General features: G+C 56.9%; 36 protein-coding genes. 16 read left to right on the forward strand and 20 right to left on the reverse strand.

Annotation, left to right across the window (positions count from 1 at the left end; translation table 11 throughout):
• Positions 1 to 5: 5 nt before the first annotated feature.
• The 3 genes from DBP26_RS19785 to DBP26_RS19790 form a co-directional block, all read right to left on the reverse strand.
• A complete protein-coding gene (locus DBP26_RS19785) occupies positions 6 to 380 on the reverse strand; it encodes an HNH endonuclease signature motif containing protein (RefSeq protein WP_108239217.1) in 375 nt (124 codons plus the stop codon).
• Positions 371 to 547, reverse strand: coding sequence for a hypothetical protein (locus tag DBP26_RS27065; RefSeq protein WP_177411093.1), 177 nt, complete (start codon positions 545 to 547; stop codon positions 371 to 373). Before DBP26_RS27065 ends, DBP26_RS19785 begins: the two co-directional genes overlap by 10 nt.
• 62 nt (positions 548 to 609) lie before the next feature.
• Entirely contained in the window at positions 610 to 825 is a 216-nt protein-coding gene (locus DBP26_RS19790; RefSeq protein WP_108239218.1) for a hypothetical protein, read from the reverse strand.
• Positions 826 to 1,003: 178 nt separating this feature from the next.
• Between DBP26_RS19790 and DBP26_RS19795 the strand changes: the two genes are divergently transcribed.
• Positions 1,004 to 1,396, forward strand: coding sequence for a response regulator (locus tag DBP26_RS19795; protein ID WP_108239219.1), 393 nt, complete (start codon positions 1,004 to 1,006; stop codon positions 1,394 to 1,396).
• Positions 1,397 to 1,712: 316 nt separating this feature from the next.
• On the opposite strand, the gene DBP26_RS27130 is transcribed toward DBP26_RS19795, so the two are convergent.
• The 3 genes from DBP26_RS27130 to DBP26_RS19805 are packed head-to-tail and all read right to left on the reverse strand — an operon-like array spanning position 1,713 to position 2,558.
• Positions 1,713 to 1,940, reverse strand: a complete 228-nt coding sequence (locus DBP26_RS27130) for a hypothetical protein (protein WP_256604729.1) — start codon at positions 1,938 to 1,940, stop codon at positions 1,713 to 1,715.
• Positions 1,846 to 2,244 carry a hypothetical protein gene (locus tag DBP26_RS19800; RefSeq protein ID WP_108239220.1) on the reverse strand — a complete coding sequence of 133 codons (399 nt, stop codon included), beginning with the start codon at positions 2,242 to 2,244 and terminating at the stop codon, positions 1,846 to 1,848. The genes DBP26_RS27130 and DBP26_RS19800 overlap by 95 nt, the downstream gene beginning before the upstream one ends.
• On the reverse strand, positions 2,241 to 2,558 hold the full coding sequence (locus tag DBP26_RS19805) for a phage holin, lambda family (protein WP_108239299.1): 318 nt from the start codon (positions 2,556 to 2,558) through the stop codon (positions 2,241 to 2,243). The genes DBP26_RS19800 and DBP26_RS19805 overlap by 4 nt, the downstream gene beginning before the upstream one ends.
• Before the next feature lie 196 nt (positions 2,559 to 2,754).
• On the opposite strand from DBP26_RS19805, the gene DBP26_RS19810 reads away from it, so the two are divergent.
• From DBP26_RS19810 to DBP26_RS19825, 4 genes are all read left to right on the forward strand, one after another.
• On the forward strand, positions 2,755 to 2,979 hold the full coding sequence (locus DBP26_RS19810) for a DUF6555 family protein (RefSeq protein WP_108239221.1): 225 nt from the start codon (positions 2,755 to 2,757) through the stop codon (positions 2,977 to 2,979).
• 58 nt (positions 2,980 to 3,037) lie between these two features.
• A complete protein-coding gene (locus DBP26_RS19815; protein WP_108239222.1) occupies positions 3,038 to 3,229 on the forward strand; it encodes a hypothetical protein in 192 nt (63 codons plus the stop codon).
• Between the two features lie 348 nt (positions 3,230 to 3,577).
• A complete protein-coding gene (locus tag DBP26_RS19820) occupies positions 3,578 to 3,784 on the forward strand; it encodes a hypothetical protein (RefSeq protein WP_108239223.1) in 207 nt (68 codons plus the stop codon).
• A gap of 41 nt (positions 3,785 to 3,825) precedes the next feature.
• Positions 3,826 to 4,107 (forward strand): transcriptional regulator, encoded by a 282-nt coding sequence (locus DBP26_RS19825; RefSeq protein WP_108239224.1) that lies wholly within the window; start codon positions 3,826 to 3,828, stop codon positions 4,105 to 4,107.
• Positions 4,108 to 4,466: 359 nt separating this feature from the next.
• On the opposite strand, the gene DBP26_RS19830 is transcribed toward DBP26_RS19825, so the two are convergent.
• From DBP26_RS19830 to DBP26_RS19880, 11 genes are all read right to left on the reverse strand, one after another.
• Entirely contained in the window at positions 4,467 to 5,147 is a 681-nt protein-coding gene (locus DBP26_RS19830; protein ID WP_108239225.1) for a hypothetical protein, read from the reverse strand.
• Positions 5,148 to 5,149: 2 nt separating this feature from the next.
• Complete coding sequence (locus tag DBP26_RS19835; RefSeq protein WP_256601952.1) at positions 5,150 to 5,467, reverse strand: hypothetical protein; 318 nt, start codon at positions 5,465 to 5,467, stop codon at positions 5,150 to 5,152.
• Positions 5,464 to 6,762: a site-specific integrase gene (locus DBP26_RS19840; RefSeq protein WP_108239226.1), complete on the reverse strand. Its 1,299-nt coding sequence runs from the start codon at positions 6,760 to 6,762 to the stop codon at positions 5,464 to 5,466. The genes DBP26_RS19835 and DBP26_RS19840 overlap by 4 nt, the downstream gene beginning before the upstream one ends.
• A complete protein-coding gene (locus tag DBP26_RS19845; protein WP_256601950.1) occupies positions 6,759 to 7,175 on the reverse strand; it encodes a VRR-NUC domain-containing protein in 417 nt (138 codons plus the stop codon). The genes DBP26_RS19840 and DBP26_RS19845 overlap by 4 nt, the downstream gene beginning before the upstream one ends.
• 103 nt (positions 7,176 to 7,278) lie before the next feature.
• Positions 7,279 to 7,650, reverse strand: a complete 372-nt coding sequence (locus tag DBP26_RS19850) for a phage protein NinX family protein (RefSeq protein WP_108239228.1) — start codon at positions 7,648 to 7,650, stop codon at positions 7,279 to 7,281.
• On the reverse strand, positions 7,650 to 8,168 hold the full coding sequence (locus DBP26_RS19855; RefSeq protein WP_108239229.1) for a hypothetical protein: 519 nt from the start codon (positions 8,166 to 8,168) through the stop codon (positions 7,650 to 7,652). Before DBP26_RS19855 ends, DBP26_RS19850 begins: the two co-directional genes overlap by 1 nt.
• Positions 8,168 to 8,881 (reverse strand): replication protein P, encoded by a 714-nt coding sequence (locus DBP26_RS19860; protein ID WP_108239230.1) that lies wholly within the window; start codon positions 8,879 to 8,881, stop codon positions 8,168 to 8,170. Before DBP26_RS19860 ends, DBP26_RS19855 begins: the two co-directional genes overlap by 1 nt.
• Positions 8,878 to 9,624: a DnaT-like ssDNA-binding domain-containing protein gene (locus DBP26_RS19865; protein WP_108239231.1), complete on the reverse strand. Its 747-nt coding sequence runs from the start codon at positions 9,622 to 9,624 to the stop codon at positions 8,878 to 8,880. Before DBP26_RS19865 ends, DBP26_RS19860 begins: the two co-directional genes overlap by 4 nt.
• On the reverse strand, positions 9,624 to 10,283 hold the full coding sequence (locus DBP26_RS19870; protein WP_108239301.1) for a phage regulatory protein/antirepressor Ant: 660 nt from the start codon (positions 10,281 to 10,283) through the stop codon (positions 9,624 to 9,626). Before DBP26_RS19870 ends, DBP26_RS19865 begins: the two co-directional genes overlap by 1 nt.
• 146 nt (positions 10,284 to 10,429) lie before the next feature.
• Entirely contained in the window at positions 10,430 to 10,852 is a 423-nt protein-coding gene (locus DBP26_RS19875; protein ID WP_108239232.1) for a phage regulatory CII family protein, read from the reverse strand.
• A gap of 287 nt (positions 10,853 to 11,139) precedes the next feature.
• Complete coding sequence (locus DBP26_RS19880) at positions 11,140 to 11,319, reverse strand: Cro/CI family transcriptional regulator (RefSeq protein WP_108239233.1); 180 nt, start codon at positions 11,317 to 11,319, stop codon at positions 11,140 to 11,142.
• A 113-nt stretch (positions 11,320 to 11,432) separates the two neighbouring features.
• Between DBP26_RS19880 and DBP26_RS19885 the strand changes: the two genes are divergently transcribed.
• The 7 genes from DBP26_RS19885 (at position 11,433) to DBP26_RS19925 (ending at position 16,505) form a co-directional block, all read left to right on the forward strand.
• On the forward strand, positions 11,433 to 12,083 hold the full coding sequence (locus tag DBP26_RS19885) for a LexA family transcriptional regulator (protein ID WP_108239234.1): 651 nt from the start codon (positions 11,433 to 11,435) through the stop codon (positions 12,081 to 12,083).
• An 895-nt stretch (positions 12,084 to 12,978) separates the two neighbouring features.
• On the forward strand, positions 12,979 to 13,182 hold the full coding sequence (locus DBP26_RS19900; protein ID WP_108239237.1) for a hypothetical protein: 204 nt from the start codon (positions 12,979 to 12,981) through the stop codon (positions 13,180 to 13,182).
• Between the two features lie 136 nt (positions 13,183 to 13,318).
• A complete protein-coding gene (locus DBP26_RS19905; RefSeq protein WP_108239238.1) occupies positions 13,319 to 13,570 on the forward strand; it encodes a DUF1654 domain-containing protein in 252 nt (83 codons plus the stop codon).
• 629 nt (positions 13,571 to 14,199) lie between these two features.
• Positions 14,200 to 14,847: a hypothetical protein gene (locus tag DBP26_RS19910; RefSeq protein WP_108239239.1), complete on the forward strand. Its 648-nt coding sequence runs from the start codon at positions 14,200 to 14,202 to the stop codon at positions 14,845 to 14,847.
• A gap of 594 nt (positions 14,848 to 15,441) precedes the next feature.
• Entirely contained in the window at positions 15,442 to 15,777 is a 336-nt protein-coding gene (locus DBP26_RS19915) for a hypothetical protein (RefSeq protein ID WP_108239240.1), read from the forward strand.
• Complete coding sequence (locus DBP26_RS19920; protein WP_108239241.1) at positions 15,774 to 16,088, forward strand: hypothetical protein; 315 nt, start codon at positions 15,774 to 15,776, stop codon at positions 16,086 to 16,088. Before DBP26_RS19915 ends, DBP26_RS19920 begins: the two co-directional genes overlap by 4 nt.
• Positions 16,089 to 16,172: 84 nt before the next feature.
• Positions 16,173 to 16,505 carry a hypothetical protein gene (locus DBP26_RS19925; RefSeq protein ID WP_108239242.1) on the forward strand — a complete coding sequence of 111 codons (333 nt, stop codon included), beginning with the start codon at positions 16,173 to 16,175 and terminating at the stop codon, positions 16,503 to 16,505.
• Here DBP26_RS19925 and DBP26_RS19930 read toward each other — a convergent pair.
• Positions 16,502 to 16,747 (reverse strand): hypothetical protein, encoded by a 246-nt coding sequence (locus tag DBP26_RS19930; RefSeq protein WP_108239243.1) that lies wholly within the window; start codon positions 16,745 to 16,747, stop codon positions 16,502 to 16,504. The two genes, DBP26_RS19925 and DBP26_RS19930, sit on opposite strands and share 4 nt — an antisense overlap.
• Before the next feature lie 105 nt (positions 16,748 to 16,852).
• Here DBP26_RS19930 and DBP26_RS19935 point away from each other — a divergent pair, with 105 nt between their 5' ends.
• Positions 16,853 to 17,944, forward strand: coding sequence for a UvrB/UvrC motif-containing protein (locus tag DBP26_RS19935; protein ID WP_108239244.1), 1,092 nt, complete (start codon positions 16,853 to 16,855; stop codon positions 17,942 to 17,944).
• Here the strand turns inward: DBP26_RS19935 and DBP26_RS19940 are convergent, their stop codons facing one another.
• Positions 17,945 to 18,139: a hypothetical protein gene (locus DBP26_RS19940; protein WP_108239245.1), complete on the reverse strand. Its 195-nt coding sequence runs from the start codon at positions 18,137 to 18,139 to the stop codon at positions 17,945 to 17,947.
• 61 nt (positions 18,140 to 18,200) lie between these two features.
• Between DBP26_RS19940 and DBP26_RS19945 the strand changes: the two genes are divergently transcribed.
• Positions 18,201 to 19,235 carry a site-specific DNA-methyltransferase gene (locus DBP26_RS19945; protein ID WP_108239246.1) on the forward strand — a complete coding sequence of 345 codons (1,035 nt, stop codon included), beginning with the start codon at positions 18,201 to 18,203 and terminating at the stop codon, positions 19,233 to 19,235.
• Positions 19,236 to 19,270: 35 nt separating this feature from the next.
• Here the strand turns inward: DBP26_RS19945 and DBP26_RS19950 are convergent, their stop codons facing one another.
• Complete coding sequence (locus DBP26_RS19950; protein WP_108239247.1) at positions 19,271 to 20,083, reverse strand: hypothetical protein; 813 nt, start codon at positions 20,081 to 20,083, stop codon at positions 19,271 to 19,273.
• Between the two features lie 166 nt (positions 20,084 to 20,249).
• On the opposite strand from DBP26_RS19950, the gene DBP26_RS19955 reads away from it, so the two are divergent.
• Positions 20,250 to 20,570, forward strand: coding sequence for a DUF4406 domain-containing protein (locus DBP26_RS19955; RefSeq protein WP_108239248.1), 321 nt, complete (start codon positions 20,250 to 20,252; stop codon positions 20,568 to 20,570).
• 143 nt (positions 20,571 to 20,713) lie between these two features.
• Positions 20,714 to 21,346, forward strand: a complete 633-nt coding sequence (locus tag DBP26_RS27070; protein ID WP_177411094.1) for a hypothetical protein — start codon at positions 20,714 to 20,716, stop codon at positions 21,344 to 21,346.
• Positions 21,347 to 21,360 lie beyond the last annotated feature (14 nt).

Genomic DNA, 21,360 nt, shown 5'->3' on the forward strand with positions numbered 1-21,360 from the left:
GGGATTCAGCGCCTCGCGTTACCGAATCCGCCATCCTCGGCAGCCGTCTTCGCCGAATGGCACGGCCCGCAGAGGCTCTGCCAGTTGGTGCGGTCCCAGAACAGCTCCATGTCACCCTTGTGCGGTGTGATGTGGTCTACGTCGCTCGCCGCAGTCACCCTGCCCCGACTCTCGCAGCGAACACACAGCGGATGCTTGGCCAGCCACCCTGCCCTAGCCTGCTGCCACTTGTAGCCGTAGCCACGCGCAGCGCTTGTCTCGCGGGGCTTCTCACGGACATGGCTCTTGAGCAGGTGGAGGTGGGCATCACAGTACCGAGGGTTCCGGGTCAGTGCCTTGCAGCCTTGGGCGTTGCATGGCTTCTGTGGCCTCAACGGCATGGCGTGCCATCCATGTAACGCAATGGCTGAGCGTCAGGATCTTCCGGTTCCTCCGCCATCGCTTGAATCAGTAAGTCGAGTCGTGCGGCTATCTGGGCCATCGCCTGGGCTTGAGCCTCCTGTGCTGCCACGGTCCTTTCCAACAACGAGATCACGCGCTCGTTCATAACCAATCCTCGACCACTTCTTGATCCAATCGCGCCGGGCGGCGCATCCACTGCAGCTCATCTCATTCCTGCCCGAGCAACCGCTGCGTTTCCTTCAACGCCAGAGCGTGAAGCACGGCGACGATGTAGCCATTGGGCAAACCACCAGTCTTGGCGTTGATGATGGCCGCGTTGATCGCCCGTTCTAGGTGTCCGACCTCAGCATTCACGTTTACGGCCTGTGCCGCTTCGGGCGCGGGTGCCGTTGGTTGGTGTACGTTTTTCGGTGCTCTGGCCATATAAGGTTGCTCCGGTGTGTGCGGCAAGAATCAGGCGCATCTCGTCGATTGAGTTGACTTGGTGCTGCACTTGAGCCCGATGTTTGGCATAGTCGCCACCCACTGACAGACCATATCAACGGGCGTAAGCCAGCGCGGCCGTGAGGACAGCGCCGCGCTTTTGATGGAAATCTAAGCGATGATTCACGACGATCTACCAGCTCGGCCGGCTAGCTCCGGTTCAGCGATGCTGGTCGAAGATGACCCTCTACAGTTAGACGCCATGGTCGAACTGGTCACAGAGCTTGGCTTCAGGCCATTGATTTTCAGCAATGCGGACGAAGCATTGGAATTTATGCGTGAAGGGGGCAGTGAGATCCGATTGCTGTGGACTGACTTCCATATGCCGGGAACGGCAAACGGGGGGAAGTTGGCAGTCGAAGCAATGTCGGTAATCCCTGGACTTCCTATCGTCGTTACGTCTGGCGTGAGGGGCGCGGCTTACAGGCTGGAATCAGGTATCACATACGTTTCCAAGCCTTGGTCTGTTGAAATCATGGAGGCACTGATTTTGCGCCTCACAGCCAGCTAATGGCCTTCGTATGTTGCTGCCGCGGATACAGCGAGCGCGGCTGGCATTATCCCCCACATCATATTCGAGGAATCCGGAGTGGATGCCCTTACTGAACTATCAAGACTTCACACTGTTCTCGAGGCTCAAATGACAGCTTTGAACTCGATCACGGAGGGCCCAGTAACTGACCCCAGGTTCATTAGCGCAGTATCTATCCTGCTTGACGCCAACAGTAAGCTAAAAGCACAGCTAAAAAATTATCCCCGCACGGCGAGACCAATCACAGCGATGGGCAAGCCTCAATTACGACTGGTGAAATGAGCCTAGCTTACTGTCACTTCGATTTACTGCGCTGAATCTGGGCATCGACCTGATCGGCGCAGGTGTCTAACAGGTTTACCGCCCGATCCTTCAAAGCCCAAAGATCGCCGTTTAGTACGAGGTCCTCATCCTTCTCGTTGATCCGCTCACATGGAACCAGTTGAGGGGGTTCGAGCCTCACCGTGGTCGTCCTTACCGGCGGCGGGCTTGCCGCGCAGGCCGTCAGGCAGAGGCTGATCAGCCCACTTGCGAACGGCCGGGCTCTTACGCTTGAGGTCTTCAAAGTCTTTCCTCGCTTTCAGGGCTTTTTGTTCGCTGGCCTTGAGCCGACTATTGAGGTCCGCTTGGTATGCCTTGTTGCGGTCGATCTCCGCACGCAGTGTGGTGATGGTGGACTGGCTTTCAAGGTTGGCTGCGACGGCCTGCTGTCTCGCCTGGGTTTCGACAGCCACCTCACCCCGTAAAGCGATCACTCGAAACTGCTGCAGGCCGACAAGCAAGACGGCGACCAGCGTAATGATGAATGCAGCGGCGATTGCTTTCATGGCGTCTCCGCCTTGCGACCCAAGAACTTAATGATCAACTCTCTAATCGCTGTAACGCCAATGAAGCCGATCGCGCCACCGGCGCCGACCGAAAGGCTGGACGGCCAGGCCATCCACTCAATGACGCTGCTGGCCGATAGACTCAGGCCGCCACACATCAACGCCTCAAGCAGCACACGCCACTTGTTCGCCTCCTTGCCCTCGTAGAGCACGCGAAGCATCGAGATGGTTGCAGCCATGATTGCCCCCTGCCAAAGCGGCGTGGAGAGGATCAGCCAGACGTGCGCCCAGAAGTCAGGAGTTTTTTCTGGCATGTTCGTCGACATCCGACAGACCACCCTTTCGGGATCGCAAAAAGAAGAAGCCCCGGCGTGTAGCCGAGGCTCGTATGGACAACTTGTCAAACGTTCGCCCAGTCAAATAGATAAGTCCGTTACTCGATTCGATTGAATTTCTATACCTCTGCTCACTCCCTTGCTCTGGTATCCACGAAGCCAAGGAGTCTCCCAAATGGCACAGGAACAACATTACCGAATCGACTATCTGCTCGATGGCGTTTACAAGACTTTCTATATTCGAGCGGCAAAGATGGACAACGCCGAAGCATGGCACTGGGCGACTGTCGACGCAGGGTTCGGCCAACTGCCTAAATATCGATCAGATCCCACACCCAAGCTGACCCGACCCAAAGCAGAAAGGTTGGGTGTGACAAACGTTGAATGGTCCAGAGCGTGAGGCCGGGCTCTTTTGATCACCCTAGGTCGTATCTGAATTCCCATTGGAGATGGCGCACATGGCTGTAACGCTGAAGAAACTCGAAAAGGATGACCGTCCGGAATACTTTCGCGCACAGCAGATAGATCCTGTATTTCAGGTGACGGCGGCAGATGGCCAAGTATTTTATGAGGACTCCGAAGAAGATGCGGCAGCACTCGTTACTCGGCTGCACGTCGAAGACCAGCGGGAAAATACTCCCCGCACATAGCCGCTGGAGATATCACTACTCGAGATCCAAGCTTTGAGCCGGTCCAGCGTGCAGCAGCCCATCAGTTGCTAAGGTCCGAGGGAGATTGCATGTCTTCCCACGCTGCCCGCCCAAGCCACCCCGGAGCAACAGAGGGTCAAGGCGCTTAGGCTGCCGGAGTTGTTTCGCTCGTCGCACTGTCCGGCTATCGATGTTCAGGCCTTGCCCGAAGGCCCACACTAACTGTGGCGTCCCATAATAATAATTAAATTAACTTGACCGTTAGGCCCAATGGGCCTAATATACAACGCATGGGAAGCGCATATCGCCCGGCCCGACAACCCCAAGGGGAAGCACATGAGCAACGCAATGACCACCGCCGAACTCGAAAAGATTCACTCCGAGATCGCGAAGCTGATGGCAGAGACCAGCAAGCTGAACGCGGAAACCACGAAACTGCGCGCCGAGTCGGGCAAGTTGAGCCGGGAAATGTTCTGGTATCCAGTGGCCATTGCATCCGGCCTTGTGGGCGCGGTGGCAGCAGCCACGCTGGCACTGACCAAATACTTTTCCTGATACCTGAGCCCCGCGAAAGCGGGGTTTCTCTTAAGGCCAACATGAAAATCATCAAGCACTACACGCCGCCCTCAACTTCCGATCTAGAAACGCTGAAGGGCGAGCTGGGTAAAACCGGCAATGAGATGGCGGCGATTGCAGGGCTGTCCGATGGTCGTCAGTGGCGCAAGTACACTGGCGGGGCGAGCCCTCGCGAACTGAGCGCGCAAATGCTGTTTTTTATCGCGGCGAGGCTGACATTGCCGGAGGAACAGCTTGATGCAATCTACGAACAGATGCGCACGCTTGGCGCCGAACTAGAATTCGACGGGGATATCAACTGAGGTTCAGTCGTCAATTTCCTCGGGTGATCGTGCACGCTTCTCTTGCATTGTCAGGTCACCCCAGAATTTGCGGGGATTGCCACACATCCAGCAAGAACAAACCTTTCCGTGATTTGCGAATACGCCTACATCACGGGGGGATGCATCCCATGACTTAGTTTTTTGAAACTCGCGAAATTTTGCCTTGATGCGGCGGCTGTCGTATCGCCTCTGTGCTCTTGTCATATCAGTTTCCATTGGTCTGAGATGACAAAGCCCCGGCAGATTTCTCTGGCGAGGCTGGCGGAGCAATCCTACACACGCAGGAATGACAGGATGGGAATAATTTCGCTCAACCGCTCACTGATGTCAACTGGCTGTTACGCAACTTCGTCAAGAAGTACTCCCTCGGCCCTAAGGATACTCTCTGCATGAGCGAGTGCCTCGTCCTTCATCTCATCAAGCGTGGTGAATATGTTTTGCCTCCAGCGCCGACGTGTGGATTCGGGGGCACCGTTTACATCCCATGTATTCATGTCATAGAAGCTGTCAGGCAGCACTATCATGTCGGCAGACCGCGAGTTCGCTTTCTTCTGCTCGGCGAGGCCCGCAGCGATTGCAGCCTTAACTGCCGCATCCCGGCGCCACTCAGACGCATCGATTGGCAACTCGACAGTCACCGACTTTTGCTTGAGCCGCGCACCCGGCAGCTTCGGGATAGCCCAGGCCGTCACCGCCTTAAACAAGAACAAAGGGGGCGCACTGCTGGCTACGACCGCTTTTAGATGGGCAATAGCCTCAACTTTCCGTTGCTTGTGGGTGGAATATTTCGCCGCCAATGCGTTCCAGTGCCGGGGAAGTAGCAGGTGATGAAGGCGGGCTGCGATCCAATCATCGACAAGCCCGCGATCTAGAGATCCCGCGCTACCACGCGCCAGACTTGCCAAGTCGCCGGGCTCATGGGGGTTATAAAGTTTTTGCCAGGCCTGCCCTGCCGTTCGTGATTTTGCCTCGGCAGCCATCGCCGAAACGACTGCGCTCGAAACGCTGGTATAGATCATGGTCAGTCCCCCGTGTAATTCGTGCTACCGGCGCCCCGGCGGTTGTTCTGTTCGTACTGATCCTGTGCCCCACCCTGCCCGTGCCGCGCCCGGTTCAACTCGGCGGCCATGTTGCGCAGCTTCATGTTCAGTTGCGTTACCAGCTCCTCGAGCGGCAGCGCGTCGCCGGTAACCTGGCAAACCCAGCCGGAGGCGTAGCACGCGGTGCAATCCAACTGATGGAAAACTCCGCTGACGACGCCTGTCCCGCGGCAAGTACCGCACTCCATTAGCGGTTTGAGTTCACGTCGAAAGGCGGGTCCATGGCTCTTTTTCATCATTTCAAAACCTCGCCATTCACAATGTTTGAATATGCCTCGCAGGCCCCGCCGTTCATGGTTTGCGCAGGGTTTTGCGAATCTTCATATTGGGCGTCTGTCAGGTTGTGAACAGCCTTGAAGCCACGCTCATCTAACCAGTTGTGCCACTTCACCAAGGCGGCCAGACGCTGCTCGCGGGCCTGGGTGTTGATGTAGGTGCTGGCGATCTTGCCCAGCGAATGGTTCAGCAGCATTTCGCCGATGTGGCCGTCGATGCCCAGATCAGTCCACGCCGTGCGTGCCACCTTGCGCAGGTCGTGGCTTGTCCACTCACCCTGCCCGATCCGGTTGAACACCGCGCTCGCCTGCCCTTCGCTCAGTGCCCGGCCACGCCGTGAAGGGAACAGGTAGATGCCTTCATAGCCCTGGGCGATCTGCACTGCGCGGTAACGGCTCAGCATGGCCTTGGCCTGTGCGGTCAGGGGCAAGCGATGCTCGGTGCGGGTCTTGGTGTTCTCGGCAGGGATGAACCATTCGGCATCGGTGATCGATATGTCTGCCCAGCGCGCCTGCCGGGTCTCACCGACACGCGTCCCATGGCACAGCATCATCAGCGCCAGCATGGCCTCGCCCGGCTGCTGTTCGAAGTGGTCGGCCAGCATGGGCACCACATCGATCAAGTGCACGCCGCGCAGGCGTGCCGCCTTCGGTACAATCCGCGCCTTGGTGAAGTCGACGAACTTGATCCCCGCCATGGGATTGCTGTCGATCAAGCCCAGCTTTTGCGCCTGGCGGAACGCAACTACCAGCAGGCCGAACAACTGCCGGACGTAGGACAGGGAAAGCTCCTGCTGCGCTGGCCACATCAATTCCTTGTCCAGAGCGGCTGCATTCAGGCTGCGAATCGGCGTCGAGTCCAGACGCGGCTTCAGGTGACACTTGATGGCCGACAACGAGCCGGTCTTACGCTTGGCGGACAGCGAACGATCACGGCTCATGCGGTCGCCGTACCAGTCAAGCAACTGGCCGCAGGTAGCAAGGCCGCCGACGGCGACAGCGGCGTCAGGGTCATTCAACAGTCGTTGACGCAGCGCAGGCAACTCGGCCACCACAGCAGCAGCGCCCAGTTCTGGCCACCGAGCGATGCGATTCCAAGCTTTGCCCTTGACCAGGTACCACGACCCGCGCTGACGATCCTGGCCGAAACGCAGGTACAGTCCCGGGTGACGTGGGTCGCGCAGGTCATGCACGGCGAGGTCGGCGGCTTGGCGGCGGATCTCGGCGTCGGACAATTTCACAGCGCGGGTCTTGCTCATGCGACCACCACAGTTTTCGGCAGTCGGAGATACGCCCGGATCTGCTCCATGGCGTCGAAGTGCCCCCGGCACACGATGGCGAGATAGCCCTGCTCGTTCAGGCGGCGGATGCAGGCTTGCTGGCTACTGGAGACAGCAGCGTCGTTTGGCGGAGTGGCCTTGAACTCGATGTACAAGCCGAAATACCCACCGCGGGCCATTGGCAGCACCAGGTCAGGTATGCCCGCCTTCACGCCCTGGCCCTTCAACTTCGCCGCGGTGGCCTTATGTCGATGCCCACCGTTGGGGACGTGGTAGATCAGTTCCGCTACCGCAGGCAGACGAAGCTCGATCTCACGCATCAGTGCCGCCTGCTCAAGTCCTTCACGATCCACCCGAGGCACTGAGCAGCTCTTCGGGAAGAGAGAATTCAAAGAACACCCCCGAACTGATAATCGACTGGCAACACCGGGTGGAAATAAGCTGACTCCAGCAAGAGGAACCCGTAATGCAGCGCTGCGGCGGCGATCGTGAGCATCAGATCAGCTCCTGGGGGATGTGGATGAATGGGCCGTGCTTGTGGGCGACCACCGTCCGGCAGATGGCAACGAGAGGATCACTGGCGTGGCGCCATTCGATAGGGGCGCCCGATGTTTCAACGCCAGCAGCCCAGGCGCCCGAGTCCGGCCGTAAGGCAACGCGGTTCTGCTCGATCACCGGGCCAACGTGGTGCCATTCAGTACTGGGCGAATACTTGGCCTGGCAGTGAATCAACTCATAACGCACGCGCCAGCCGTTGCCGTAGGCCGGCGGACACAGGGCGACACTGACGCCTTCCACTGCGGCCACTGCCCAATCAAGCGCTGCGCCTGTGAGCTCGCATACCGGCACCTCAACGAGTCCGCCCATTAGGCTGCACCGCCAATTTCTTTGAGCAAGCTCTGCAGTTGCTTGAGCTTGGCCGTGGCCTGGGCGCTGCCTTCGCGCTCAGCCTCCACCGATAGCGCGACTTCTTCGATGCGGGTCGCCATCGCCTTCATGCGGCCGCTGAACTCATCGGCCAGAGCCACGACCTCGGCGGACAGGCCTGCTAGAGCGTCAAGCGCGTTGACCTCAGGCTTCTTGATCGGCGTGACGACTTCGATTCCTGGCTTCTGCATGGGCGTTTCGATCCTGAGTTTTACTGTGGTTGCGTCGCGCTGATATTTGCTGCCCTGGGGCTCGCGGATAATTCCGGCGTCTTTTAGCTCGGCAAGCGCACGGCGCACCGCGTGAGCAGAAACTGACGTAGCGTTGGCCTTGAGGGCGGCGCAGTGGATGTCATGGGCGCTCCACGGCTCCTGGATGGGGACGTGCTGATAGATCTTTTGGGCAGTCGAGGACTGACCTGCCAAAAGCTGCTGAATGCGGGATTCCGTAAATGCCATTAGCTCACCTTCGCAGTTAGTTGAGCGGAGGAACTTGCGGCACGCATTGCCCGAATCTTTGCCAATGCGTTGTTGCCGACGTCCGGTGTACGGCGAGCAGCGACCTCGGCAGGCAGGGCCAGTGGCATCTTCTGGAGCGGCAAGCCTTCGATGAGACGGCGCACGGTGATGGCGTAATTGCGCTCGAACAGCCTCAGGCCGAGAGCGGTTTCAAGCTTGTTCAGGTTTTCAAACCCGCACTCTTTGGCCGTATGCCAAACGGCGTCGTGGCTCCACTTTCCCTGCCCGGCCATGCACGGATGGGCGTTGCGGCATGCTTCGCGGTGGGCAGCCTCAAGTGTCGGGAGTCCGAGCATCTCAGCGGTCGGAGTGCACCAGGCTATGAAAACGCCAGGTGCAGGTATGAAGTCGCGGCCCGACTGGCGAGCCCCCATCAAACCGAACTTCAGTTGGTCAAGGCTGCGAAGGCCCGCCTCCAGAAACGCCTGAAGCCATTCTTGTTTGGCTGATTTGTAGGCAGCCATGTCAGGCCAAGCCTGTTTCCATGCCGGGAAGATCGCTCGCAGTTGGCGGAACACGCCGTTGATTACCACGGCAGTTTCCCGATTGATCTCTGCCTGGACATCGGCAGGCAAGGCCTCATCCTTCCCGATGTATTGGCCTGACTGAACTTTGGCCCAAAGGCCAGTCGTAACGGCCGTCACGCTTTTCATTGGCCAACCCCTTGGTCATTCCAATCTGTTGCGTCGTCATCGAAATCCTGAAGGGACTGGCGCGGCGGGAATGGCACGACTCTGGCCGCTTTTGCAACGTCACGCTTTACCCAGCCAACCAGCGAGGCAACCCACTGCTTCTCGGTCTGAGCAAGACCTTTGGCTTCGTGGTGAAGCACAAAGCCGGATATCGCCTCTTGGGTGAAGATTGCGGCGCTCAACCCAGCTCGCATGGCGTACGCGCCAAGCAGTGCAGAGTCTGGAACCCAGTCCAGCGACATCGCGAAAGGCACGTGCGGAGAGTGTGTATAACTTCCATTCCCCTCCCCTTCCACTCCGGGGGGGATGCCTCCGATAGCGCTCGACGAATCGTCGTCGAGTTGTCGTGGAGTACTCGACGAGGTGTCGCCTACTGATGCCACATATGCAGGGTGTTTGATCGTAGGCTTGTCGATCTTCTGGTGATGCCAGCCGTTGACGTGAAGATAGAGCTTCGCCGAATGGGAGTAGATCGATATCAGACCTTTCGACTCCAGGTCGGCGATCAGGTCGGAAACCTGAGTAGAAGTTATGTCATCACCTGGGAAGACCAAAGCCTTCAAGGTTTTCGGGGACAGCGGATGATTGCCAGCGTCATCGCAGAAATTCCATATGCCAATGAACAGAAGGCGTGCAATCGGGCTGCACTCCATGACTTGCTCACTGGTCCAGAATTCCGGCTTGATCGAACGAATACGGGCCATTACTTGCCCTCCTGGAATATCTCAGCCAGACGCGTCAGACCTTTCGGAGTAACGAGGGGCTGAAATGCAGCGCGATCCGCGCCGGTTTCGGTGTCAGGGGTCAGCGCTGTGACTTTGTGCTTGAGGTAACCGGACTGGATGCGGGGCTGCATGGCGATCCAGCGCTTTGAACCGCCGCGCCGGAAGATCCACCGGTTCTGCTGCATCCAGTCGAAAAGCTTGTATGGGGCCATGCCCAGTTGTTTGGCGGCATCACTGATGCAGATCGCGCCCTCGGCGGCTGCCAATCGCTTGATCGCGGCGACCTTTGGCGCCTGCAACTCAATCAGTCCGAGCAGACGGCCATTCTCGCGAACTTGATCAGCGGCAAGCTGCAGGGCCTCGGCGAAGTTGGCGGGGATGCGCGGCGCGGCCTGCTCTTCCAGCTCGCGCCAGCGGCGAACAACAGCCATGCGCAGCGGGGCGCTGTAGCCGGTCAGTAGGCAATCGGTATGCTCGCGATCAAGCAGGTACTCGGTCTGTTTGCGGTTCTTGCCGTCCAGATAGATGCATCCAAATTTGGATGTATCTTCGTTGAGGTCGGCTAGCAGCTTTTCGATGTCGCGCTTCACATGGAAATGCTGTTTGCCAGTGAGCTCGGCAATCAGCCGGGACGACATGACCTGACGCGTCATGTTTTGCTTTATCGGGAAAACTGAGGAATCAGGCGGGCTATTGCTCTGAGTGGTCGTGGTGTGCATAATCGGACCTCACATGTGTTGTTGAAGAAGCCGGTCTAGCCACCGGCTTTTTTATTGCCCGCGATTCAGGCGACCTTCACCGATGCTTTCAAAGTGGCGAGGGCGTCCTCGGCATGGGCGATCTCTTTCAGAATCCGGGCGCGCTCGACTTGATCGACACGACCGTCCGCCATGGCGCTGTGCGTTTCTACGGTCACTTCAGCGAACTCAAGCGCGGCGCGCCCCAGCGCTTGATGGATGTCGATGGCGGCAGGCTGTACCAGCGGCACGATCGCATAGCCAAATTCGCCCGCTAATGCTTCGAGCGGACGCATATCGTTCGTGTGCAGCAACAATGCATAGAGGTGCTTGGCGTTGAACCAGGCGCCGTCGTAGTTCGCGTTGGCGCGCTGCAATAAGCTCACTGCCGGCATGTTCATCAAGGTCGCAAGGTTCTTGGTGTCCGCGTCCTCTACAACTGCGTCGCACGCTCTCAGAAATTCCTGCATTCCTAAAACCTCAAATTTGTTTATGTGGCGGCGTGCCACCACGCGTTTCAAAATGTTTCCATCAACCGATAAAGGACGCATCCATGACCAGCTGTTATGAATTGCGGGGCGAGATAACCGCCCTCTGCTGCTTTGAGGGTGTCCTTGCATCCACCCTGCCCCTGCCTCCTCAGTTGCGGCCCTGGCCTGCGTTTGAGTTAAAGGCCAGTCAGTTGCGTGATCAGTTGAGCGATGAAGCTCTGCGCGGCTTTGAGTAGGCGATGGTCTCGCTTCAGCTCGAAGCGCCGTTAGGCGGCTTCGGGTTTGGTAACGGCTTTGAACTGACCGTTCGTGAGGATCTGCAACTGAAACTGCCGACCTTCCGGCACTGTTTCGCCCCACATCGTCACCGCGCTGGGGCTGATTCCCAGCGCCTCGGCCAGCTTCGTTTTGCTGCCGAAGTGAGCAGCGACTTCTTTGGTTTTCATTTGACGTGGTCCTCACGTGATCTTGGCGTAATTTCAGCATTCTGAAATTGCTGAGTCAAGAGGAACCTTAAGCATGCTGCATGCTTAAATTCAGTTAACTTAATATCGGGCCTATGGATAGACACCAACGTATTGCCCGCGCCATTGAGTTGAGCGGTAAGAAGAAGGGCGAGATCGCTGCCGCTTGCGGCGTGGCGAACTCTGCAGTGACGCAATGGATTACTGGCGAGAGCAAAAGCTTGAAGCCCGAAAACCTTTACGCCCTGGCGAAAGCCACTGGTTTTCGTGCCGAGTGGCTGGCGATTGGCGAAGGCCCCGAGAAGGAACCAGATTCAAACGTCGCGATGACGAATCAGCCGGACATGATGTACCGCTACCCAGTCATTTCTTGGGTTGCCGCGGGTACTTGGGCTGAGGCAGTCGAACCATACCCGCCTGGGTTCTCCGATCATTACGAGATGTCGGAGTACGCCGCTAAAGGCCCGGCCTTCTGGCTTGAGGTCAAAGGCGACTCAATGACGTCACCTATTGGTCAGAGCGTCCCCGAGGGCAGTCTGATCCTGGTGGACACCGAAGCGGATGCCTACTCTGGCAAGCTGGTTATTGCGAAGCTATCGAACAGCGACAAGGCCACGTTCAAGAAGCTGGTGGATGATGGCGGACGGCGTTTCCTGAAGCCGTTGAACCCTGCCTACCCTATAGAGGCCTGCGAGGATGACTGCCGGATCATTGGTGTTGTGGTGCGAGCACTGATGAAACTTTGAGCAATGCTGGTTTAGCTCCAGCCTCGATATATTTTTTGGACCTAGATCAATGATGGACTCATGAGAAAAACGAAAATCGCAAGCCTGTTAATGCTTGCCCTGGTTGGAGGTTGTACCCATTCGACTCCGCAACTGTCTGAGGGCGCGAGCCGAAGATTAAACGCACCAATGCCCACGTCTGAAGCTCAACGTGTTTGGGAGTGCGCAGGAGTCAGCGGCACCGTCAAAGGGTTAGTTGTTTTGCTACAAATGCAGGGGAGACCTCCGAACTATGGCGGAGAAATGTGGGCTTTGCTGGAGCGAGCTAGGCGTTTACGTTGTACACAGGCAGAGATGGACGCACCTGATATGGGAAATTTTTCATACCCACCCGTTTCTCCGCGACCGAAGTGATTTGGTAATCTATACAACTTCAAACCCAAAGCACGTCTCAGCATTGTCAGATAATGCAACTTGGCCCGGCTCTGCGCCGGGCTTTTCGTGTCTGTCTACTGTTAAGTCTGTTTGGTCGGCTTTTTGGCCCTGCTGGTCTTCGCAGGATTGACCAAGGATGCGTCGAGACTTCCAGCCTCGCCATTTTTCGCAGCGACCAATGATACTCCCGTGACAGCGATAGCCAGACCAGGTAAACCCGCATTGAGGTGGCCTGTTGGGGAAACAGTGGTGCCGGAAGCGTTGAAGTGCACAGAGAGGCCCCAATGGCCTGTGTGGATATTCTGATCTCGCAGCAAGGCGATGATTAGGTCACGCACTGGAAAGGCCCTATCCTTTGTCACCATCTGTCTGCCTCCAATCAGTAAAGCTGAAAGCGTAGGCGATACGGACCGCAGGCGCTTCGTTATCCCTCCTCCTCTTCCTGCCTGCTACGCTTCCCTTCCGACGCGGAGGGTTCGCCATGCGCAACTTGGACATGCTTCCTAGCCTGCTGAAGGCTTTCAACGACAACCAAATCGCCCTGGCTGCGGCAATCGACGAAATTGCTGACTGGGCTGAGGACTCAGGTCATCTCCACTTGGCGGCAAAGGTGCGAACAGCCTTGAAGCCCATTGATGACAACTTGAAACAGGTGCTAATGACGTTAGTTCTACTGGAAGACTGAAACCACTCTAGCCCGCCACTCGCGGGCTTTTTTATGCCCGCAGTCCGAAAGAGTACATTTGTACTCTAAAGCTGTTGCCATTCATTTGGATCCTTTTTACTGTATATTCATACAGCAGTAGAAATGGAGGTTCACAATGCTTCAGCAGCCCGAGTTCACCCAGGTCAAGTCCCGCACCTACGAGCAAATCGGCCACCGCGTCAAAGAAATCATCAGCGATCCTAAGGTTCAGCGGGTCCAGTTCGTAACCGTTTCAAGACTGCCCAACGAGGGCAAGTCAGATTGGTGGCGACTGATGAATGAGATCGCCAGCACCCAGGGGATTCGGGTGCAAAGGCTGGACGAGGATTCGTTCAAGATCGGGTGGAAGGAATACTGCGAAGCGTGAAATGAGCCCGCCATGTGCGGGCTTTTGCTGCCTGATAATTTCAGCGTTCTGAAAATAATTATTCAGCATGCTTGACTACGAATTTCAGATTGCTTAAATTTCTCACATCGCGGCGATGCACCGCTCCGAACCGCTCTTTAAAAAACCGACGTAACCACCGCGACGTACCCATTGGGTCGGGAAAAGCTAAACCGTCGCCCACGCAGCCTCTGGATAGCTGCCGGGCTCGCCACATCGCGAGCACGCCAAACCGTGCAAGCCACCCGGGAAGAACACCGTCCACGAAATGTGTGACCTGGGCAGAGATATGAATCCGGCGCCGCGCATGGGATGGAACAAACGACAGAGGAGGAACCTGCCAATGAAGTAGCCAGACCAGCCGGAATACGGACCGGCAACCCACGACGGACTGCCCACCCCCACCGGGCCGCCGAGCTGCAGTTGACTGTCGTGTAGCGAATATCTGACCCCATGACCACACCGTGGAAGCCGATCTACGCGGAGTGAACAGGGAAGCTCAAGGCCAAACACACGAAAGCGCGAGGCCATCGGCGGCGTAGCGCTACAAGGTTTCACTGGCTGGCCTTCGAGGTTGAGGGCCAGACGGGAAATCAACCGGAGAAACCAAGATGCCGAATTGGGTAACAAACAAAGTCAGCGCTCCCAAGGAGGTGCTGCAATCGCTGATCAACACAGAGGGGCGAATCGACTTCAACACACTGATCACATTCGCTGGATCATTTCCTTGGAAGGGGATCGACAGTGCTGCCGAGCAGTGCGCTGAGGTCATCAGCGGCCAACCATTGAACGAACACCCGCTGATCGCATCCCTACAGCAATCAAATCGTCAGGGCGCCAACGCGCTGAACCTCAATGACGAGCAGTTTGAGCAGTTTGTGCAGATGCTGCGCAACAAGCGGCTGACCGGGCACTTTCACACCCTGGACTTCGCCAATGCCAACTGGGGTACGAAGTGGAACGCCTGTGATCAGGATCCCGATCTTGAATCTGGCACGCTGAAATTCGATACCGCATGGAGCTGTCCCGAGCCTGTCCTGAAAGCTCTGTCAGCCAAGCATCCCGAAGCAGAAATTTGCGTTGTTTATGCCGATGAAGACATAGGTAGCAACTGCGGAACGCTTAAGCTCAAGGCGGGCGAATTCGTGTTTCGGGACGAATCGCGGGGCTGGCACAAAATGTCGAAGGACGAACAAGAAAAGTGGCAGGCCTTTGCCTATGAAGTGAAAGGCTGGGATCCGGAGCCTGACAACGACTGAACCATCCTCCTGTGGATTCACAGAGTGCACGGCACCACTTAACCCTCACCCTGACGAGCATTAAGCGCGGTAATGCTCACCTGTGTGCGCTTTAAAAAACCTCGATGAGGTCGCATCGGAGAGTGACCGAAGCGTGCCCGAGCGGGCTGCAACGGTAGGATCGCAAAGACCCGTGAATGTCCTGGGCCGGTGTGTGCAAGACGGCCAACATCAAAAATCCGGCGGGAAACAAGCAGGAGTAGCGACCTGGTGTTTCGATCACTCTCCGATGCGGACGAGTCCACACCGCGCAGGCGGCCCCCTGCATCAAACCTGAAGACAGGCCAGCGCCCGCCATCATCCGGCGCGCACCAAGCGGAGGATTTGCAGCCATGAAATAACACTGCGAGCCCGGACTACCGCCCCACGCGGCTCCGGGATAACTGCCAACGTAGGGGGTAACCTCGTTGAGCCAGTGAGAAAAGAAAAAGCCCTGCGTCGACAGGGCTTTTTTTCGCCTCACGTTTATCCGCCAGCACTCTCACCTGCGCCCATCGGCAACAAGCAGGCGGCCAGAGTGCTGACGAATGAATGCAACCAACTGAGGGAAAGGACATGAATCAGACAATTCAGCAAAAGCGCGCCGTCCTCGACGTGCTGCGCCAGCGCGCCAAGCAAGCCACCGCAGAATTCAACGCAAAGCCGCGTTTCGTTGTGGTGCCGCATCAAAACAACCTGTTCGGCGTGCTCGACCGCAAGACCGGTGTGGAATGCGCCGAGGTCGCCGGGCACAACAGCGCGTGCCAGGCCGCGCAGAGCTTCGAAAACGTGGCTGACTTCACCCAGGCCGCCCAGATCAATGTCGGCAACTGCGCACGGCTCATGCTGCGCTGGATCGCCGTCGTCAGCTTGGTGACTCTCGGCTTCGTCGCCATGGGGTATCAGCCATGAACTTCGCTCCTCAAGCTGATCCGCGGCAACAGATCATCGCTGACCTCAATGCCCAGATCGCGCAATACCTGGCCACCGGCCAACGCGTTCAGAACATCCCGCCGGGCGTAAGCGGTGAGGTGCCTTTCACCGCCATCGGCAACCATCCCAAGAACCTTAAGCTGCGCCGCGATAAGCATGAGCCTCGCGTGCGTGAGCTGGCAGCCGCGGGCAATACCGCTTCGGCTATCGCTACAGCGATCGGTATCGACAGCCGGACCGTCCGGCGCATCGCCAAAGAACACGCCATCACCCTGACCGAACCGACCTGATGCGCAAGATCAACAAACTCGTACACCAGCGTCGACGACAGGGTTGGCTTGAACTGGAAGCGCAGCAGAGCAACGAGGCGCAGCATGGAAAAGAAAGGAGCCGCGAAGCACTCGGCGGATTACCGGGAGCGCCAGAACGCGGAGAAGGCACGCCTGGGCATCGAAACCGTGAAGGTGGACATGCCGATCGGTGTCAAATCGGGGATTACCAGAGCGATGAAGGACCACGGTTACAGCCAGATGCAGGAGCTTTGGCAAGATCTTGTGCTGTCCTTCCTGTCGATGCCACATGAGGAACAGACCAGGCGGCTGAGAAAGCCTGACGCGTCAGCTTTCGTGATAACTCCAAAGCTTGCGCGTCAGTTTGATCGAGGGTCGCGTCGGGAGTTAGCGCGCGATTCTGGTGACGCGACTTAGGATCGGTTGAAGTACTTTGCGGTCCAGTCTTGGGCAGCCTTGAGAGCTTCCTCCTTCGAAGGCCAGTTGCCTCGAAGTGTGTAGATGCGCTCTTCCCCTTCGCCATTCTGAAGCTTGGCGTCGATGTCTACACCGCCGACTGCTGAAGTTTGCGTATCGACTCTGTAAGTGAAGCGAACAAGCCTTTCCCCATAGCGGAAAGAGTTCGTTGGGTACTCTGGTCCTTCAAGCGGCACGAACATTTTTTTCTCCTTGTGCCCGGCCCCATGCCGGTAACCACGTATAGCCCACCACCAACCTATTCGCCACCGAACTTTCGGAGGCTTGATCCCGCACGGAGCATTGCCATGCAAATCGAACGATCTGGTGTCATCACATTCGGTGACGCGAACTTCTATGTTCGCACTGAGGGCTACCCACACGGCGCGCCTTGGAAAGAACAGAAAGCTTGGGAAAGCAGATTCAAGCGTGAGGTTTTCGCACGCATCGTTCAGCAACTGAACCGCATGGGCTGGTCGTGCAAGCTCCCTGAGTTTGATCAGCGTGAGTGCGATCGCTACCCGTCGATCTATCAGGACAGCCGACGCGCAGAGCGTGAATGTCGGCGCGGCGATTTGCAGGGCAATTTGAAGATGAGCTTTGGCACTCTTGAGTTCCAGATGTGGCAAGACGTAGTTAATGTCGAGAACCGGAATGGCGGTCGTTACGACTACCAAAAAGAAGAACGCATGCCTTACATGCTCCGCCTGATGATGGAGCACACCCGCCAAAAGATCAGGCGATACCTGCTAAGCGTCTTCACCAACTACAAATTCGAGCCTAGCCGCGACCTAAAGATCGGGCCGGGGCGTAATGAAGTGACTGCGATGGAAGCTGTACTTGAGCGACGCAAACACTCAGGGCACTACGTTGAGAGCCTCGGTCGCGCGCGATTCAGCAATCAGGCAGAGCAGTCCGGCGATGGGCAGATCATCGAGGACGGTATGCGCGTTTACGCGCAGGACTACTACGGCCGTATCGTGACAGGCATTGCGCTCTACTGCCTAAACGGCAACTGGACGATAGTCACAGGGCGATACTCCGCCATCTACAACATCTGGCACGGGCAGATCTATGTGAGTAACCCAGGGGATTTGCGCAGGAAGCGTAATGAGCGCCAAGGTCGCAAGCGGCTTGAGGCTGAAATGTCGAAGGCTGTCGCCGAAATGAACTTCGAACGAGCGGCCAGGCTGCGTGACATCTTATTTCCGAACCATGAGCCGCTGTTCATGATCTGGAGCGACAAGCATGGCGGCGCTTACTTCGGGCCAAACTACAGCGGCTATACAACTGACAAAAACAGCGCTGGGAAATACACCCGTGCGGAACTGAAGCCATACCTCGGCACTGCAGACCAGAAAGATCACCTTCGCGCGATCCCTGTTCGGGCAGTTGCCTGATCACCCCACCGCATCAGCCGCCACCTCAATCTCATTGATGGCGGCAGGCACGTACGCTGAATCGTAATCCTTGTGCTGAAGCAACTCGTCGATGGCTGCTTCCGTCAGTCCGTCAACTTTCAGGCCCTGCCTCCCCGCAGCGATCAGCACCGCCTTCAGCGCCAAAATCAAAGCCCTTTCCCTGTCTTCGCTCATGACCGTTCCCTCCATGTGGAGCGTTAAGCGTAGGCCATTTCTACTCGCATGGAATCGAGCCATGACCCAGCGGCACCAGATATTGGTTGGCGACTGCATCGAGATGATGCGGACGCTGCCTGACAAGTCAGTTCACACATGTGTGACCAGTCCGCCTTACTTCGGTCTGCGCGATTATGGCGTCGAGGGTCAGATCGGTTTGGAGCAAACGCCCGGCGAATTTCTGGCCAGGCTGGTTGAAGTGTTCCGCGAGGTGCGTCGAGTACTTCGCGACGACGGCACGGTCTGGGTGAACATGGGCGACAGCTACGCCGGTAGCTGGGGAGCGCAGGGCAGGCCTCAAGGCGACGGCCAAATGTCCGGGCGCAGCGTCACCTCGGCCCGCCAGATTAATGAGCACCCTCGGTTCAAGTCTGGTACCGGGGTGCGCGGCCGCGAGATGGGCCTGAAATCGAAAGACCTGATGGGTATTCCTTGGCGCCTTGCATTCGCGCTACAGGACGACGGCTGGTATTTGCGACAGGACATCATCTGGAACAAACCCAACCCGATGCCGGAAAGCGTCCGCGACCGGTGCACCAAGTCGCACGAATACATCTTCCTGCTGAGCAAATCGAAGAAGTACTACTTTGATCAGGCAGCAATTGCTGAAGACGCGATAGAGCCGCGAGGCCCTGGGAACATTTCCGCGGCTGAAGCCCTGCCAGGTGAGCGCGAATCCGAGAATTCCAATATCAGAGGCTCGCTGCACAAAATCGGCCCTCGCCTCACACGCAACAAGCGCAGCACATGGTCTGTGGCCACACACAGTTTCAAAGGCGCCCATTTCGCCACGTTCCCGCCTGACCTGATCCGACCGTGCATTCTCGCCGGAGCGCCACGGGGCGGATTGGTGCTCGACCCGTTCGGCGGGGCCGGTACCACTGCTCTTGTTGCGATGCAGGAAGGCCGCCGGTCTATCCTGTGCGAGCTAAACCCCGAATATGCAGCGCTCTCCCGGCGGCGTCTCTACACAGCCTGGCTTGACGGCGCGGCTCAGATGGATGTCTTTCACGACTCAGCGCTGGCAGACCGTTGTTTGCTGCCAGTTCCATGAGTAGCGCAACAGGCAAGGATTCAGAATATAACGAATTACAATGCATCGCTCTTTAAATCCTCATCTGCTGACTTAGCTTTTTGAAGAGGATAAGCTCCATCATAGTCTTTACCGGAATATAGCTCCCGAACTTGGTTACAGCAGAACGCGGAATCTTTAAGGCGGGAAGCCAACTTGTACCTTCTTATAATTTCCACACTTTTTGGACTTCTGGCGAAAACTATAGCCATGTATATAGTCATCTCATGTTTCATAAATGACTCAAGAGCATAAGTGAAATAGAATTCTTTTTTATCATGAGTGAGCGAGGAATTATCTATGAAATAAAGACACTGGGAGAACTTCCTTCCAAAGCTGCCAAGCCGGTCATTATCTGACTCTATAACCTTCCGGACATGGACACCAGCGTGCGCTAGCCCTTCAGCCCAATCTTGGGTTGAAAGCCGCTCTTTCTCGCTCAGAAGTTTAGACCTGAGCGTTTTGTTGTAGTTTTCGTTCTTAGCGCCCCTGAATATTGATGCGGCTTGCTTGTCAAACTTATCGACCAGCTTGAAAAAAGTGTTTTCAAATTTCTCAATTTCGCTCACCTCAATCTGCCGAGCAGAAGCTTCTATTTGAAACCTAAAGGTCTGAAGCAGTACAAGCAACCCTAGAAAACTAAGGATTGGGTTGGTAAGGCCGCCTACAAAATCCCCGAACTGTCCCCAAGCAGCGGCATCATTTATTTTGTGTGTACCAAACATATCGATATAGCTTTTGAAGACCAAATAGAAAATCAATAGCGCTAGGGCAACTACTGCACTTACAAAAAGTGATGCACCCCAGGGCTTCCGATGACCATTCCTCATACATCCATCTCCATAGTGATCGTCTATGGGGTATCGGCAGCACTGATCAAAAATTTATTCCTGTTACTTATTTTGATTTTTTCCAACGACGCAATGAACGACCCGATTTTCCCATTTCCTCAGGATCATGGGCTAGACGGATGGAAATGAGCAGAGGTTAAGAAATATGTTCGTTCGCATCTACCTTAGCGGGCCTATGACTGGCCTGCCCGATTACAACTACCCGGCATTCAACGCCGAAGCGGCCCGGCTCCGCGCCCTGGGCTACACCGTCGAGAATCCTGCAGAGAATGCTCTGCCCGCCAACGCCCCGTGGCACCTCTGCATGCGTGACGCAATCCGCCAGATGCTGACCTGCGATGTTGTGGCGTTCTTGCCTGGCTGGCAGGTCTCACGCGGCGCCAACGTCGAAATCGAACTCGCCGGGCATCTCGGCATGGAAGTCATTCAAGCGAGCGGCATTGTTTCGCCGCGGGAGGGGTTATGAGTCGATTCACGCTTTGCAACTGTCCGGTAGGATTCAGCGCAGCACCAGAGCGTCATGCGCCGGACTGCCCCGGTCGTTCAGGTGCTGGCAAGCCCAGTTCCTTTGTTGGGGATCCATGCCAGACAATCGAAGAGATTCGAGGCATGGCCGCCCCTATGACGCCTGCTGGCGGGGAAGTTGAAAACATAGGCGGTACCGATGTAGGTGCAGCCAGTGTGTTGAGATTTTGGGCAGAGGACGCGCACAACATTCGCTGCGTCCGTGCCGAGGACTTCGACGCCCACATCATCCGATTGCAGGCCGAGGTCGCAGCCCTGCAAGCCCGTCTCATGATCGCCGATCAGCGGGTAGACGAACTCGAGGCAGACAAGCGTCGGCTTGATGCGCTTGAGTCGGAATACTGGGATGTTCGCCACCACAGCAGCCCGATTGCAGATACCGGCGACCACAGCACCAGCATTGAGATCATCGGCCACTGGATGGACAAGCCGCATGAGCGGGTGATCGGAGAGAACTACAACGAAAACCTTCGCGCCGCCATTGACCAGGCGATGAAGGCCGACGCCTACCCGCCAGCCCGCCCCGAATACCCGGAACTTGATGCAGCGCTCACCGAAGACAACTGGCGGATGAACCCGTGCAAGCAGGGTCATCGTGATGTTGGAGCCTGCGGCGGCAAGGCCTTCTGTCACACCTGCGACGAGACGATCACTGCGTCAACGACGCAGGAAGCATTTGAAGAGTGGAACGCCGAGCATCCGGCTCCAGAGCAATAACCCCTCCCCACCCT

Origin of the sequence: Pseudomonas sp. RIT409 (assembly GCF_003052515.2) — a bacterium.
In the GTDB taxonomy this organism is placed as follows: Bacteria; Pseudomonadota; Gammaproteobacteria; order Pseudomonadales; family Pseudomonadaceae; genus Aquipseudomonas.

What these genes read in the sequence shown, in the direction of transcription:
- DBP26_RS19785 (WP_108239217.1), bottom strand. Translation starts at nt 380, where the DNA reads ATGCCGTTGAGGCCACAGAAGCCATGCAACGCCCAAGGCTGCAAGGCA.
- DBP26_RS27065 (WP_177411093.1), bottom strand. Translation starts at nt 547, where the DNA reads ATGAACGAGCGCGTGATCTCGTTGTTGGAAAGGACCGTGGCAGCACAG.
- DBP26_RS19790 (WP_108239218.1), bottom strand. Translation starts at nt 825, where the DNA reads ATGGCCAGAGCACCGAAAAACGTACACCAACCAACGGCACCCGCGCCC.
- DBP26_RS19795 (WP_108239219.1), top strand. Translation starts at nt 1,004, where the DNA reads ATGATTCACGACGATCTACCAGCTCGGCCGGCTAGCTCCGGTTCAGCG.
- DBP26_RS19800 (WP_108239220.1), bottom strand. Translation starts at nt 2,244, where the DNA reads ATGAAAGCAATCGCCGCTGCATTCATCATTACGCTGGTCGCCGTCTTG.
- DBP26_RS19805 (WP_108239299.1), bottom strand. Translation starts at nt 2,558, where the DNA reads ATGCCAGAAAAAACTCCTGACTTCTGGGCGCACGTCTGGCTGATCCTC.
- DBP26_RS19810 (WP_108239221.1), top strand. Translation starts at nt 2,755, where the DNA reads ATGGCACAGGAACAACATTACCGAATCGACTATCTGCTCGATGGCGTT.
- DBP26_RS19815 (WP_108239222.1), top strand. Translation starts at nt 3,038, where the DNA reads ATGGCTGTAACGCTGAAGAAACTCGAAAAGGATGACCGTCCGGAATAC.
- DBP26_RS19820 (WP_108239223.1), top strand. Translation starts at nt 3,578, where the DNA reads ATGACCACCGCCGAACTCGAAAAGATTCACTCCGAGATCGCGAAGCTG.
- DBP26_RS19825 (WP_108239224.1), top strand. Translation starts at nt 3,826, where the DNA reads ATGAAAATCATCAAGCACTACACGCCGCCCTCAACTTCCGATCTAGAA.
- DBP26_RS19830 (WP_108239225.1), bottom strand. Translation starts at nt 5,147, where the DNA reads ATGATCTATACCAGCGTTTCGAGCGCAGTCGTTTCGGCGATGGCTGCC.
- DBP26_RS19835 (WP_256601952.1), bottom strand. Translation starts at nt 5,467, where the DNA reads ATGATGAAAAAGAGCCATGGACCCGCCTTTCGACGTGAACTCAAACCG.
- DBP26_RS19840 (WP_108239226.1), bottom strand. Translation starts at nt 6,762, where the DNA reads ATGAGCAAGACCCGCGCTGTGAAATTGTCCGACGCCGAGATCCGCCGC.
- DBP26_RS19850 (WP_108239228.1), bottom strand. Translation starts at nt 7,650, where the DNA reads ATGGGCGGACTCGTTGAGGTGCCGGTATGCGAGCTCACAGGCGCAGCG.
- DBP26_RS19855 (WP_108239229.1), bottom strand. Translation starts at nt 8,168, where the DNA reads ATGGCATTTACGGAATCCCGCATTCAGCAGCTTTTGGCAGGTCAGTCC.
- DBP26_RS19860 (WP_108239230.1), bottom strand. Translation starts at nt 8,881, where the DNA reads ATGAAAAGCGTGACGGCCGTTACGACTGGCCTTTGGGCCAAAGTTCAG.
- DBP26_RS19865 (WP_108239231.1), bottom strand. Translation starts at nt 9,624, where the DNA reads ATGGCCCGTATTCGTTCGATCAAGCCGGAATTCTGGACCAGTGAGCAA.
- DBP26_RS19870 (WP_108239301.1), bottom strand. Translation starts at nt 10,283, where the DNA reads ATGTCGTCCCGGCTGATTGCCGAGCTCACTGGCAAACAGCATTTCCAT.
- DBP26_RS19875 (WP_108239232.1), bottom strand. Translation starts at nt 10,852, where the DNA reads ATGCAGGAATTTCTGAGAGCGTGCGACGCAGTTGTAGAGGACGCGGAC.
- DBP26_RS19880 (WP_108239233.1), bottom strand. Translation starts at nt 11,319, where the DNA reads ATGAAAACCAAAGAAGTCGCTGCTCACTTCGGCAGCAAAACGAAGCTG.
- DBP26_RS19885 (WP_108239234.1), top strand. Translation starts at nt 11,433, where the DNA reads ATGGATAGACACCAACGTATTGCCCGCGCCATTGAGTTGAGCGGTAAG.
- DBP26_RS19900 (WP_108239237.1), top strand. Translation starts at nt 12,979, where the DNA reads ATGCGCAACTTGGACATGCTTCCTAGCCTGCTGAAGGCTTTCAACGAC.
- DBP26_RS19905 (WP_108239238.1), top strand. Translation starts at nt 13,319, where the DNA reads ATGCTTCAGCAGCCCGAGTTCACCCAGGTCAAGTCCCGCACCTACGAG.
- DBP26_RS19910 (WP_108239239.1), top strand. Translation starts at nt 14,200, where the DNA reads ATGCCGAATTGGGTAACAAACAAAGTCAGCGCTCCCAAGGAGGTGCTG.
- DBP26_RS19915 (WP_108239240.1), top strand. Translation starts at nt 15,442, where the DNA reads ATGAATCAGACAATTCAGCAAAAGCGCGCCGTCCTCGACGTGCTGCGC.
- DBP26_RS19920 (WP_108239241.1), top strand. Translation starts at nt 15,774, where the DNA reads ATGAACTTCGCTCCTCAAGCTGATCCGCGGCAACAGATCATCGCTGAC.
- DBP26_RS19925 (WP_108239242.1), top strand. Translation starts at nt 16,173, where the DNA reads ATGGAAAAGAAAGGAGCCGCGAAGCACTCGGCGGATTACCGGGAGCGC.
- DBP26_RS19930 (WP_108239243.1), bottom strand. Translation starts at nt 16,747, where the DNA reads ATGTTCGTGCCGCTTGAAGGACCAGAGTACCCAACGAACTCTTTCCGC.
- DBP26_RS19935 (WP_108239244.1), top strand. Translation starts at nt 16,853, where the DNA reads ATGCAAATCGAACGATCTGGTGTCATCACATTCGGTGACGCGAACTTC.
- DBP26_RS19940 (WP_108239245.1), bottom strand. Translation starts at nt 18,139, where the DNA reads ATGAGCGAAGACAGGGAAAGGGCTTTGATTTTGGCGCTGAAGGCGGTG.
- DBP26_RS19945 (WP_108239246.1), top strand. Translation starts at nt 18,201, where the DNA reads ATGACCCAGCGGCACCAGATATTGGTTGGCGACTGCATCGAGATGATG.
- DBP26_RS19950 (WP_108239247.1), bottom strand. Translation starts at nt 20,083, where the DNA reads ATGAGGAATGGTCATCGGAAGCCCTGGGGTGCATCACTTTTTGTAAGT.
- DBP26_RS19955 (WP_108239248.1), top strand. Translation starts at nt 20,250, where the DNA reads ATGTTCGTTCGCATCTACCTTAGCGGGCCTATGACTGGCCTGCCCGAT.
- DBP26_RS27070 (WP_177411094.1), top strand. Translation starts at nt 20,714, where the DNA reads ATGGCCGCCCCTATGACGCCTGCTGGCGGGGAAGTTGAAAACATAGGC.